Source organism: Streptomyces sp. NBC_01454 (assembly GCF_036227565.1).
Lineage (GTDB): Bacteria > Actinomycetota > Actinomycetes > Streptomycetales > Streptomycetaceae > Streptomyces.
Window position 1 is genome coordinate 6701749 of the sequence record NZ_CP109460.1, and the last position, 11887, is coordinate 6713635.

The 11887-nt window shown below is 73.3% G+C and carries 10 protein-coding genes; 7 read left to right on the plus strand and 3 right to left on the minus strand.

Going from position 1 to position 11887, the window contains the following annotated elements:
- Positions 1-30 precede the first annotated feature (30 nt).
- The 7 genes from OIU81_RS29600 to OIU81_RS29630 are packed head-to-tail and all read left to right on the plus strand — an operon-like array spanning position 31 to position 7757.
- Positions 31-1389, plus strand: a complete 1359-nt coding sequence (locus OIU81_RS29600; RefSeq protein WP_329152679.1) for an enolase C-terminal domain-like protein — start codon at positions 31-33, stop codon at positions 1387-1389.
- The gene (locus OIU81_RS29605) at positions 1386-2183 is read left to right on the plus strand and encodes an SDR family NAD(P)-dependent oxidoreductase (protein WP_329152681.1); all 798 of its coding nucleotides are present in this window, start codon (positions 1386-1388) and stop codon (positions 2181-2183) included. Before OIU81_RS29600 ends, OIU81_RS29605 begins: the two co-directional genes overlap by 4 nt.
- A 37-nt stretch (positions 2184-2220) precedes the next feature.
- Positions 2221-3252 carry a sugar ABC transporter substrate-binding protein gene (locus OIU81_RS29610; protein WP_329152683.1) on the plus strand — a complete coding sequence of 344 codons (1032 nt, stop codon included), beginning with the start codon at positions 2221-2223 and terminating at the stop codon, positions 3250-3252.
- Positions 3252-4856 carry a sugar ABC transporter ATP-binding protein gene (locus OIU81_RS29615; RefSeq protein ID WP_329152685.1) on the plus strand — a complete coding sequence of 535 codons (1605 nt, stop codon included), beginning with the start codon at positions 3252-3254 and terminating at the stop codon, positions 4854-4856. Before OIU81_RS29610 ends, OIU81_RS29615 begins: the two co-directional genes overlap by 1 nt.
- On the plus strand, positions 4853-5887 hold the full coding sequence (locus OIU81_RS29620; RefSeq protein ID WP_329152686.1) for an ABC transporter permease: 1035 nt from the start codon (positions 4853-4855) through the stop codon (positions 5885-5887). The genes OIU81_RS29615 and OIU81_RS29620 overlap by 4 nt, the downstream gene beginning before the upstream one ends.
- A gap of 41 nt (positions 5888-5928) precedes the next feature.
- Positions 5929-6924: an aldo/keto reductase gene (locus OIU81_RS29625; RefSeq protein ID WP_329155450.1), complete on the plus strand. Its 996-nt coding sequence runs from the start codon at positions 5929-5931 to the stop codon at positions 6922-6924.
- Positions 6924-7757 (plus strand): amidohydrolase family protein, encoded by an 834-nt coding sequence (locus OIU81_RS29630; protein ID WP_329152688.1) that lies wholly within the window; start codon positions 6924-6926, stop codon positions 7755-7757. The genes OIU81_RS29625 and OIU81_RS29630 overlap by 1 nt, the downstream gene beginning before the upstream one ends.
- A 34-nt stretch (positions 7758-7791) precedes the next feature.
- On the opposite strand, the gene OIU81_RS29635 is transcribed toward OIU81_RS29630, so the two are convergent.
- From OIU81_RS29635 to glpK, 3 genes are all read right to left on the minus strand, one after another.
- Complete coding sequence (locus tag OIU81_RS29635; RefSeq protein WP_329152691.1) at positions 7792-8463, minus strand: FadR/GntR family transcriptional regulator; 672 nt, start codon at positions 8461-8463, stop codon at positions 7792-7794.
- Positions 8464-8698: 235 nt separating this feature from the next.
- Positions 8699-10303, minus strand: a complete 1605-nt coding sequence (locus OIU81_RS29640) for a glycerol-3-phosphate dehydrogenase/oxidase (protein WP_329152692.1) — start codon at positions 10301-10303, stop codon at positions 8699-8701.
- 2 nt (positions 10304-10305) lie between these two features.
- Complete coding sequence (gene glpK / locus OIU81_RS29645; protein WP_329152694.1) at positions 10306-11847, minus strand: glycerol kinase GlpK; 1542 nt, start codon at positions 11845-11847, stop codon at positions 10306-10308.
- Positions 11848-11887: the final 40 nt, after the last annotated feature.

Here is an 11887-nt window from a genome sequence, read left to right on the forward strand (position 1 = left end):
TTCTTCCCCACCATCTCAGGGGGCATGCGCATGGCCGGTTCCGATACCCTCACCGCGCTCGAATGCCACGACATCCGCTTCCCCACCTCGGACCGGCTCGACGGCTCGGACGCCATGAACCCGGACCCCGACTACTCCGCCGCCTATGTCGTGCTCCGCACCACCGGCGGCCCGCAGGGACACGGCCTCTGCTTCACCATAGGACGCGGCAACGAGGTCATGGCCGCCGCGATCCGGTCGCTCGCACCGCACCTCGCCGGCCGCCCCGCGCCCGCCACCGCCGCCGATCTCGCCGCGCTCCACCACGACCTCACCCATGACTCCCAGCTGCGCTGGCTCGGCCCCGAAAAAGGCGTGATGCAGATGGCGACCGGCGCGGTGGTCAACGCCGCCTGGGACCTGGCCGCCCGCCGGGCCGGCCTGCCGGTGTGGGAGTTCCTGGCCACGCTGACCCCCGAGGAGCTGGTCTCGCTCGTCGACTTCCGCTACCTCTCTGACGCGCTGACCCCCGGCGAGGCCCTCGCCCTCCTGCGCGCCGCCGCACCGGGCCGGGCTCAGCGCACCGCCCGCCTCCGGGCCGAGGGCTACCCCGCCTACACCACCTCGCCCGGCTGGCTCGGCCACGACGACCGCACGCTGGTGCGGCTGGCGCGCGAGGCGGTGGCCGCCGGCTTCGGACAGATCAAGCTGAAGGTGGGCGCGAACCTCGACGACGACCGGCGGCGGCTGCGGCTCGCCCGGGACGCGGTCGGCCCCGGCGTACGGATCGCGGTCGACGCCAACCAGCGCTGGGACGTGCCCGAGGCCGTGCGCTGGATGACCGCGCTGGCGCCGTACGCCCCCTACTGGATCGAGGAACCCACCAGCCCGGACGACGTCCTGGGGCACGCCGCGGTGCGCGCCGGCCAGCCGGTGAAGGTCGCCACCGGGGAGCATGTCGCCAACCGGGTGCTCTTCAAGCAGCTGTTGCAGGCCGGCGCCGTGGACTTCGTGCAGATCGACGCGGCGCGGGTGGCCGGGGTCAACGACAACCTCGCGATCCTGCTGCTGGCCGCGAAGTACGGCGTTCCGGTCTGCCCGCACGCGGGCGGGGTGGGGCTGTGCGAGCTGGTGCAGCACCTCGCGATGTTCGACTTCGTGGCGGTCTCCGGGACCTGGGAGGACCGGGTGATCGAGTATGTCGACCACCTCCACGACCACTTCAGCGATCCGGTCGTCCTCGAGCGCGGCCGCTACCGCGCCCCGGCCGCCCCCGGCTTCTCGGCCCGGATGAAGCCCGCCTCGCTCGCCGCCCACCGCTTTCCCGACGGGCCCCTGTGGCGCGCCCGCCGGTTGCGGCCGGGCCGGCCCGGCACCCAGGAGCCCGGCACCCAGGAGGTCACCGCATGAGTACCGCACCACCCACCGGCCGGCCGCCGGCCGACTTCACGGGCCTGGCCGCCCTCGTCACCGGCGGCGCCTCCGGCATCGGCGCGGCCACCGCCGCACTCCTGCGCGACCGCGGCGCCCGGGTCGCCGTCCTGGACCGTGACCCCTCCGGCGCCCCCGCCGGGACGATCCGGATCCCGGCCGATGTCACCGACGACGGCGCGGTACGGGACGGCGTCGCCCGGGCGGTGGCCGAACTCGGCGCGCTGCACACCCTCGTCGGCAACGCCGGCATCGGCGCCGTCGGCACCGTCGAGGACAACGACGACGCCGAGTGGCACCGGGTCCTGGACGTGAACGTGCTGGGCCTGGTGCGCTGCGCCCGCGCCGCGCTCCCGGCACTGCGCCGCGCCGCCGCCGGGGCCCCGGGCCGGGTGTCCGTCACCCACACCTGTTCCATCGCCGCCACCGCCGGGCTGCCGCGGCGCGCGCTGTACGCCGCCGCCAAGGGCGCGGTCCTCTCGCTGACCCTCGCCATGGCCGCCGACCACCTTCGTGAGGGCATCCGCGTCAACTGCGTCAACTCGGGCACCGCCGACACCCCGTGGATCGGCCGGCTGCTGGCGGGCGCCGACGACCCGGCCGCCGAGCGCGCCGCGCTGCACGCCCGTCAGCCGATGGGCCGGATGGTCACCGCCGGCGAAGTGGCTGCCGCCATCGCCTCGCTGGCGTCCCCGGCGGCCTCCGGTATCACCGGGACGGCACTCGCCGTGGACGGGGGGATGCAGGGGCTGCGGCTGCGGCCCGCCACCTGAACCGGCCCGTCCGCACACCACGACCGAGGGATCACCCATGAGACTGCGTACCACCGGCGCGGCCGCCTGTGCCGCGGTGCTCGCCACCGCCGCGCTCACCGGCTGCAACCGCGGCAGCGACACCGCGGGCGGCAGGATCGGCATCGATGTGCCCCGTACGGACACCGACTTCTGGAACTCCTACCAGCAGTACCTCGAAAGGGACCTGGACCACGGCGGCCCGGCCGCGCTGCCCCTGTCCAACTCGCAGAACGACATCGCCAAGGTCGTCGCCGATGTGCAGGCACTGACCGGACAGGGGGCCAGGGCGATCGTGATGGCCCCGCAGGACACCGGCGCCATCACCGCCGAACTGCGGCGCCTGGCGGAGAAGAAGATCCCGGTGGTGAGCGTGGACACCCGTCCCGACGAGGGCCGCGTCTACATGGTCGTGCGCGCCGACAACCGCGCCTACGGGGAGAAGTCCTGCGAGTATCTCGGCCGGCGCCTGGGCGGCCGGGGCCGGGTCGCCGAACTCCAGGGTGACCTCAGCTCGGTCAACGGCCGGGACCGGTCGGAGGCGTTCGCGTCCTGCATGCGGCGGCAGTTCCCCCGGATCACCGTGCACGAGCTGGCCACCGACTGGAAGGGCGAGGTCGCCTCCGGCAAGCTGCAGAGCCTGCTCGCCCAGCACCCGGACCTCGACGGCCTCTACCTGCAGGCCGGCGGCGCCTTCCTGCAGCCGACGCTCGCCCTCCTGGAGCAGAAGAGGCTGCTCAGGCCGGCCGGCTCCGCCGGACACCTCACCATCATCTCCAACGACGGCATACCGGACGAGCTGGACGCCATCCGTGCCGGAAAGATCGACGCCACCCTCTCCCAGCCCGCCGACCTCTACGCCAAGTACGCGCTGTACTACGCCAGGGCCGCGCTGGCCGGGAAGACGTTCCGGCCGGGACGCACCGATCACGGCTCGACCCTCGTGAAGATCAAGAACGGCCTGGAGGACCAGCTGCCCGCACCCCTGGTCACCAAGAAGAACGTCGACGACCCGGCGCTCTGGGCCAACCAGCTGGAGAAGAAGCGGTGATGGCCGCGGAGGACGAAGAGTGGCCGGCGGCCGTGCACGCCGAGGGAATCGTCAAACGCTACGGCCCCACCGTCGCCCTCGACGGTGTCCGGCTGACCGTGTGGCCCGGCGAGGCGCACGCCCTCGTCGGCCGCAACGGCGCCGGCAAGTCGACGCTGGTGTCCGTGCTGACCGGTATGACACGCCCGGACGCCGGCCGCGTCACCTTCGGCGGCGCGCCCGCACCCGCCTGGGGCGACAGTGCCGCCTGGCGGCGCAGGGTCGCCTGCGTCCACCAGAAGCCGATGACCGTGCCGGAGCTGACCGTCGCGGAGAACCTCTACCTGGGCCGCTTCCCGGGCGGCCGCACCCTCCGCTGGCGGGCGCTGCGCGAGCGGGCCCGCGCCGTGCTCGCCGCGTACGGCGTCGAGGCCGACCCGGCCGCCCGGATCAAGGATCTCGGCGTCGAGCAGCGCCAGTTCGTGGAGATCGCCCGCGCGCTGTCGTGCGGCGCCCGGCTGATCGTCCTCGACGAACCCACCGCCCGGCTGGACGCCCGCGGCATCGCCCGGCTCTTCGGCAAGCTGCGGGAACTGCGCGACCAGGGAGTGGCCTTCCTGTTCATCTCGCACCATCTGCGGGAGGTCCACGAGCTGTGCGACACCGTCACCGTCTTCCGTGACGCCCGGCACGTACTGACCGCGCCGGTCCCCGCACTGAGCGAGGACGCGCTGGTGGCGGCGATGACGGGGGAGGAGGCGGGCGCCGCGCGCCGGCCGCGGGCGGGCGGCGCGCGGCCGGCGGGGGAGGCGGTGCTGCGGACCGAAGGACTGGCCGTCGCCGGGCACTTCGCACCGCTGGATCTGACCGTGCGCGGCGGCGAAGTGGTGGGGCTCGCGGGCGGCGCGGCCGGCGGCGGCACCGCGATCGGGGAGACCCTGGCGGGGCTGCGCGCCCCGGACGGCGGCCGGATCACGGTCCGGGGGCGGCCGGTGCGCACCGGCAGCGTGCCGCACGCCCTCGACGCGGGGATCGGCTACGTCCCCGAGGACCGGCACCGCGAGGGACTCGTTCCGGGCCGCAGCGTCGCCGAGAACGCCACCCTGACCGTCACCGGCCGGCTCGGGCCGCTGGGCACCGTCCTGCCCTCCCGGACCCGCGAGTTCGCCCGGCGGATGATCACGGCACTGGACATCACGACGACCGGGCCCGGCCAGCCGGTGTACGGGCTCTCCGGCGGCAACCAGCAGAAGGTGGTGATCGCCCGCGCGCTGGCCCGCGATCCGGCGGTGCTGGTGGCCGTCCGGCCCACCAACGGCGTCGACGTCCGGTCCAAGGAGGCGCTGCTGGGCGTCGTACGGGAGGTCGCCGACCGGGGCAGCGGCGCCGTGATCGTCTCCGACGAGCTGGACGACCTGCGGATCTGCGACCGGGTGCTGACGGTCTTCCACGGCCGGGTGACCGCCGAGTTCGCCGCCGGCTGGCACGACCACGACCTGGTCGCCGCCATGGAGGGCGTGGCGGGCACCGGCGGGCCGGGCGGCCCGGGCGGACCGCCGGACACCGCCCGGCCCGCCGCACCCGGCACCCCCGCCACCGACGCCACGGAAGGGACCGCGCCATGACCGAGACCGCCTCGCCGCCGGCCACCGGCGGCCCCGGCACCGCCGCCCCGCGCCGCAGGGCCCGGACCGTCCCGGGCCCCTGGCGGGACCTCTCCCTGGTGCCGGTGATCGTCGTGCTGGGTGTCATCGGCTTCATCGTGTCGCCCGCGTTCCTCACCGCCGACAACCTCATCGGCGTCGTCCAGCAGTCCACGGAACTGGGCCTGCTGGTGCTGGCCGAGGCGCTCGTCCTGATCAGCGGGCGGATGGATCTGTCGCTGGAATCGACCATCGGTCTGGCCCCGGTGGTCGCCCTGTGGCTGGTGATGCCCGCGCACGGCGCCCGCTTCACCGGGCTGGGCCTGCTGCCCGCCTGGACCGCGGTCCCGCTCTGTCTGGCCGTGGGCGCGGCCGTCGGCGCCGCCAACGGCTTCCTCATCCTCACCCTGCGGGTCAACGGCTTCATCGCCACCCTCGGCATGCTGACCATGCTGCGGGGCCTGCACCTGGGCATCTCCGAGGGGCAGTCCATCGGCGATGTCCCCCGCTCCTTCGCCTATCTGGGCCGGGCCGACTGGCTGGGCGTCCCGGCCGCCGTATGGATCTGCCTCGCCCTCTTCGCCCTCGGCGGCGCGGCCCTGGGCTTTCTGCGGTCCGGGCGGGCGCTGTACGCGATCGGCGGCAACCCGGAGGCGGCCCGCGCGGCCGGCATCCGGGTGGACCGCCTGACCTGGACCGTGCTGACGCTCGGCGGGGTGCTCGCCGCCTTTGCGGGGATTCTCTACACCGGCCACTATGGCGCGGTCTCCGCGAGCCAGGGCAGCGGCTGGATCTTCCAGGTCTTCGCCGCCGCGGTGATCGGCGGCATCGGCCTCAAGGGCGGCCGGGGCACCCTCTTCGGCGCGCTCACCGGTGTCCTCACCCTCCAGCTCGTCATCAATGTGATGACGCTGGCCGGGGTGCCGCCCCTGTGGACGCAGTTCCTCAACGGCCTGATCATCATCGTCGCCCTGGTCATCTCCCGCTTCACCGGCGGCGAGAAGCAGGACTGAGCGCCGCCGTGACGGACCATCACCCGTACGGGGGAGTCGAGTTGGGGCGCACCGGGGTCGTCGTGCCGCCGCTGGGCCTGGGCTGCGCGCCGCTCGGCAACCTCTACCGCGCCGTTCCGGAGCGGCAGGCGCACGAGGTCGTCCGCGCCGCGTTCGCCGCCGGCGCCGGCCACTTCGACACCGCACCGCACTACGGCGCCGGCCTGTCCGAGGAACGGCTCGGCCGGGCCCTGCGCGGCCGCGACCGCGCCACCTACACCCTGTCCACCAAGGTCGGCCGCCGGCTGCGGCCGCTCCGTCCGGGGGAGGAGGCGTCCGGCGAGGGCTTCGTCGGCGCCCCCGCACGGGCCCGGGTCCGGGACCACTCCCGCGACGGAATCCGCGCCACGCTGGAGGCGTCCCTGGAGCGGCTCGGGGTGGACGCCGTCGACCTCGTCTATCTGCACGACGTCGAGGACCATCTGCCGGAGGTGTACGAGACCGGCTTCCCGGCCCTGGCCGAGCTGCGCGCCCAGCGGATGGTGCGGGCGATCGGCTTCGGCATGAACCACAGCGGTCCGCTGGCCCGGCTGGTCGCCGACCTCGATGTCGATGTGGTGCTCTGCGCCGGCCGCTGGACCCTGCTGGAGCGCACCGCCTTCGACGATCTGCTGCCGGTGTGCACCCGGCGCGGCACCTCCGTGGTCGTCGGCGGGGTCTACAACTCCGGCCTGCTGGCGAACCCGTCACCGGGCGCGCCCTACAACTACGCCCCCGCCCCCGCCGGGTTGCTCGACCGTGCGCAACAACTCGACGCGGTGTGCGAGGAGTTCGGCGTCCCGCTCAAAGCGGCGGCGCTGCGCTTCCCCTTCGGTCACCCCGCCGTCGTCTCGGCCGTCGTCGGTGCGGCCACGCCCGAGGAGATGACCGAGAACGCCGCACTGTTCGCCCGTCGGATCCCGGACGCGCTGTGGCATACGCTCGTCGCCCGCGGCCTGCTCGACCCCGATCTGCCGCTGCCCCTGAACGACCGAGCCCGCCCCGGAGCGCTCCCCTGATGCGTATCGACGCCCATCACCACCTGTGGGACCTCAGCCGGCGCGGTCAGCCGTGGATGGACGGGCCCTGGGCCGATCCGATCCGCCGCAGCTACCCGCTGTCCGACCTCACCCCGCAGCTGTCCGGGCACGGCATCGACGCCACGCTCGTGGTCCAGTCCTCGCCCTCGTACGAGGAGACCGCCGAACTGCTCGCCCTCGCCGCGGGGGAGGGGCCGGTCGCCGGCGTCGTCGGCTGGGCGGACCTGTGCGACCCGGCGCTCGACGGGGTCCTGGCGGCGCTGCCCGCCGGTCTCGTGGGCGTCCGGCACCAGGTACAGGACGAACCGGACCCCGACTGGCTCACCCGCCCCGGCGTCCTGCGCGGCCTGGGCACGCTGGCCGACGCCGGGCTGGTCTACGACCTGCTGGTCACCCCGCGCGAACTGCCCGCCGCCCACGCCGCCGTCCGCGCCCTGCCGCAGCTGGCCTTCGTCCTGGACCACGCCGCCAAGCCGGCCGTGGCGAAAGGGGACTGGCAGCCGTGGGCGGCCCAGATCACCGCGCTGGCCGCACTGCCGAACGTCAGCTGCAAGCTGTCCGGCCTGGTCACCGAGGCCGACTGGGAGGCCTGGCGGCCGCAGCAGATCCTGCCCTATGCCCGGCATGTGCTGGACGCCTTCGGCCCGGGCCGGGTGATGTTCGGCTCCGACTGGCCGGTGTGCACGCTGGCCGCCGGCTATGAGGACGTGGTCGCGCTCGCGGAGTCGGCCACCGGCCAGCTCACCGAGGAGGAGCGGGCGGCCGTCTTCGGCGGCACGGCCGGGCGGGTGTACGGGGTCAGGGCGCCGTAGGGACCGTCCGGCGGGAGCGCGCGGCGCCGGGACCTCACAGCGAGGAGCGCAACCACTGCTCCACGCTGGCGATGTGCACCGTCGCCCAGGCCCGCGCCGCCTCCGCGTCCCGGTCGCGCAGCGCACGGAGGATCGCCCGGTGTTCGGTGAGGGTGCGCGCCACGGCGTCCTTCTGCGTCAGCCCCCGCCAGACCCGGGCCCGGGTGGTCGGCCCGGACAGCCCCTCCAGCAGGGAGCAGAGCACGGAGTTGCCGGTGGCCGCCACGATTCCGCGGTGGAACTCCAGATCGCAGGCGACCAGCTCCTCGACGGAGGGAGACGGCCCCAGCGCGTTCAACTGAGCCTCCAGGACGTCCAGTTCTTCCTCCTGGATCCGGCCCGCCGCCATGGCCGTGGCGGCCGGCTCCAGGATCCGGCGGACGGCGAGGAACTCCAGCACCGTGTCGTCGCGGTGGAAGTCCACCACGAAGCTCATGGCCTCCAGCAGGAGTGTGGGGTCCAGGCTGGTGACATAGGTGCCGTCGCCCTGGCGCACGTCCAGGATGCGGATCAGCGAGAGCGCGCGCACGGCCTCCCGCAGGGAGTTGCGGGACAGGCCGAGCTCGGCCGCCAGCTCGCTCTCCTTCGGCAGCCGGTCGCCCGGCCGCAGCGCGCCGGAGACGATCATGCCCTTGATCTTCTCGATGGCCTCGTCGGTGACCGCCATGCCGACCTCCCCGCCCGGATCCGTCCGGATCTCGCCCTCCGGACGCCCGGCTCAGACCTCCGATGTCTGAGCCCATTATGGCCGGTGATGCCCGGAGACCACGAGGGCTGACGAGGGGGAGAACGCGGGGGACGCCGAGGGGGCGGCCCCTGTGGACCGCCCCCTCGGCGCGCGGCGTACGTCACCATGACGCGCTGTCAGGTGCCGGCTCCCGGGCCGGCGCCGACGCCCCTGCTCAGCCCGCCAGCATGTCCTTGACCTTCGTCCGGACGTCCTCCGTGTCCAGGCCGCGGATCATCAGGGTGGTGCGGCGGCGCAGCACGTCGTCGACCGTCTCGGCCCACTCGTGGTCGCGGGCGTAGGCGACCTGCGCCCAGATCTCCGGCGCCTCGGGGTGGATGCGCTCGGCCAGCGCCGGGTTCTCGTTCGCCAGCCGGGCGATGTCGAAGGACAGCGAACCGTAGTGGGTGGCGAGGTGCCGGGCGGTCTCCGGGGCCATCCGCGGGCCGGGCGTGCCGCCGTCGATGAGCAGCCGGTGCGCCACCGCGTTCGGGTTGGCGATACCGGGCAGCGGGAGCTTCTTCGGCAGATGCGCGATCGGCTCCATGTCCTCGGCCAGCGGGTGGCCGGGCAGCGCGGCGAGCTTGTTCATGACCGTACGGCCGATGTGCCGGAAGGTCGTCCACTTGCCGCCGGCCACCGACAGCATGCCGCCGCTGCCCTCGGTCACGACCGTCTCGCGCTTGGCCTTGGAGGTGTTGCCGGGGCCGCCGGGCAGCACCCGCAGACCCGCGAAGGAGTACGTGATCAGATCGCGCGACAGCTGCTGGTCACGGACGGAGAAGGCCGCCTCGTCCAGGATCTGGGCGGTGTCCTTCTCGGTGACCGCGACGTCCGCCGGGTCGCCCTCGAACTCCTCGTCCGTGGTGCCCAGCAGCAGCATGTCCTCCCACGGGAGGGCGAAGGTGATGCGGTACTTGTCGATCGGGGTGGCCAGCGCGGCCTTCCAGGGGGCGGTGCGCTTGAGGACCAGGTGCGCGCCCTTCGACAGCCGGATGGAGGGGGCCGCGTTCGCGTCCTCCATCTTGCGCAGGTGGTCCACCCACGGGCCGGTGGCGTTGAGCACCAGGCGGGCGTTGACGCCGAACTCCTCGCCCTCCATCCGGTCCTTGAGCTCGGCGCCGGTGACCCGGCCCTGGGTGAAGCGCAGCCCGGTGACCTCGGCATGGTTGAGGACCGTGGCGCCGGCCGCGACCGCCGCACGGACGGTCATCAGGGCCATCCGGGAGTCGTTCATCTGGTCGTCGCCGTACACGGCCACGGCCTTGAGGTTGTCCGTCCGCAGCTCCGGCACGTCCCGCTGGGCCTTGGCCGGGGATATGACGTGGCCGACGCCGTCGCCGAACGCGGACAGCGCCGAGTAGGCGAAGACGCCCGCGCCCAGCTTGGCCGCGCCGTGCGGGCCGCCCTTGTAGACGGGCAGGTAGAAGGTCAGGGGGTTGGCGAGGTGCGGTGCCACCTGGCGGGACACCGCACGCCGCTCGAAGTGGTTCTCCGCCACCAGCTTGACCGCGCCGGTCTGCAGGTAGCGCAGACCGCCGTGGAGCAGCTTGGAGGAGGCGGAGGAGGTGGCGCCGGCGAAGTCACCGGCGTCCACCAGGGCCACCCGCAGTCCGGCCTGCGCGGCGTGCCAGGCGGTGGAGATGCCCAGGATGCCGCCGCCGATCACCAGGAGGTCGTACGTCGCCTTGGAAAGCTGCTCCCGAGTCTCGGCGCGGCTCGCGTGCGAACCATTGGCCGGGTGCGTCCCGAGTGCCGGGACGCTCTGCAGGGTGCTCATGTTTACTCCTCGTCCTCGATCCAGCCCATGGTCCGCTCGACGGCCTTGAGCCAGCTCTTGTACTCGCGGTCACGGGTGGCCGCATCCATCCGGGGGGTCCACTCGGCGGCCCGGCGCCAGTTGGCGCGCAGCTCGTCGGTGCTGGACCAGAAGCCGACGGCCAGTCCGGCCGCGTAGGCAGCGCCGAGGCAGGTCGTCTCGGCGACCATCGGGCGCACCACGGGCGCGTCCAGGAAGTCCGAGATGGTCTGCATCAGCAGGTTGTTGGAGGTCATTCCGCCGTCGACCTTGAGCGCGGTCAGCTCGACGCCGGAGTCCTTGGTCATGGCGTCGGTGATCTCGCGGGTCTGCCAGGCGGTGGCCTCGAGCACGGCACGCGCGATGTGCGCCTTGGTGACGTAGCGGGTCAGGCCCGCGATGACACCGCGCGCGTCCGAGCGCCAGTAGGGGGCGAACAGGCCGGAGAAGGCCGGCACGAAGTACGCGCCGCCGTTGTCCTCGACCGTGCTGGCCAGGGTCTCGATCTCGGCCGCGCTGTTGATCAGGCCCATCTGGTCGCGCATCCACTGGACGAGCGAGCCGGTGACGGCGATGGAGCCTTCCAGGGCGTAGACCGGCTGCTGGTCGCCGATGCGGTAGCCGACGGTAGTCAGCAGCCCGTTGTAGGAGTTGACCGGCTCGTGGCCGGTGTTCATCAGCATGAAGGTGCCGGTGCCGTACGTGGACTTGGCCTCGCCCTGCTCGAAGCAGGTCTGGCCGAACAGCGCGGCCTGCTGGTCACCGAGCGCCGAGGCGACCGGGACGCCTGCCAGCACGCCGCCGACGGTGCGGCCGTAGACCTCGGCGGAGGACTTGATCTCCGGCAGCAGGGCGGCCGGAATGTCCATCGAGGCGAGGATCTTCTCGTCCCACTGGAGGCCGTGCAGGTTCATCAGCATGGTGCGCGAGGCGTTGGTGACGTCGGTGACGTGCACACCCCCGTCGACGCCGCCGGTGAGGTTCCAGATGACCCAGGAGTCCATCGTGCCGAAGAGGATGTCGCCGCGCTCGGCGCGCTCGCGCAGGCCCTCGACGTTGTCGAGCAGCCAGCGGATCTTCGGACCGGCGAAGTACGAGGCCAGCGGCAGGCCGGTCTCGCGGCGGAAGCGGTCCTGGCCGACATTGCGGCCGAGCTCCTTGCAGAGCGCGTCGGTGCGGGTGTCCTGCCAGACGATGGCGTTGTGGACCGGCTCACCGGTGGTGCGGTCCCACAGCACGGTGGTCTCGCGCTGGTTGGTGATGCCGATGGCCTTGACGTCGGCGGCGCTCAGCCCGGCCTTGTGGACCGCGCTGTCGACGACCTCCTTGACGTTGGTCCAGATCTCGGTGGCGTCGTGCTCGACCCAGCCCGGCTTCGGGAAGATCTGCTCGTGCTCCTTCTGGTCGACCGAGACGATCCGGCCGTCCTTGTCGAAGACGATGCAGCGGCTGGAGGTCGTCCCCTGGTCGATGGCCGCGATGAACGGACCGTGCCCGTGGGAGGAGGTGCTGGGGGTGTCGCTCATGGTGTGTGCTCCAAGAAGTCTGTGCGGGCGGACGGGGCGG

What these genes read in the sequence shown, in the direction of transcription:
- OIU81_RS29600 (WP_329152679.1), top strand. Translation starts at nt 31, where the DNA reads ATGGCCGGTTCCGATACCCTCACCGCGCTCGAATGCCACGACATCCGC.
- OIU81_RS29605 (WP_329152681.1), top strand. Translation starts at nt 1,386, where the DNA reads ATGAGTACCGCACCACCCACCGGCCGGCCGCCGGCCGACTTCACGGGC.
- OIU81_RS29610 (WP_329152683.1), top strand. Translation starts at nt 2,221, where the DNA reads ATGAGACTGCGTACCACCGGCGCGGCCGCCTGTGCCGCGGTGCTCGCC.
- OIU81_RS29615 (WP_329152685.1), top strand. Translation starts at nt 3,252, where the DNA reads ATGGCCGCGGAGGACGAAGAGTGGCCGGCGGCCGTGCACGCCGAGGGA.
- OIU81_RS29620 (WP_329152686.1), top strand. Translation starts at nt 4,853, where the DNA reads ATGACCGAGACCGCCTCGCCGCCGGCCACCGGCGGCCCCGGCACCGCC.
- OIU81_RS29630 (WP_329152688.1), top strand. Translation starts at nt 6,924, where the DNA reads ATGCGTATCGACGCCCATCACCACCTGTGGGACCTCAGCCGGCGCGGT.
- OIU81_RS29635 (WP_329152691.1), bottom strand. Translation starts at nt 8,463, where the DNA reads ATGGCGGTCACCGACGAGGCCATCGAGAAGATCAAGGGCATGATCGTC.
- OIU81_RS29640 (WP_329152692.1), bottom strand. Translation starts at nt 10,303, where the DNA reads ATGAGCACCCTGCAGAGCGTCCCGGCACTCGGGACGCACCCGGCCAAT.
- glpK (WP_329152694.1), bottom strand. Translation starts at nt 11,847, where the DNA reads ATGAGCGACACCCCCAGCACCTCCTCCCACGGGCACGGTCCGTTCATC.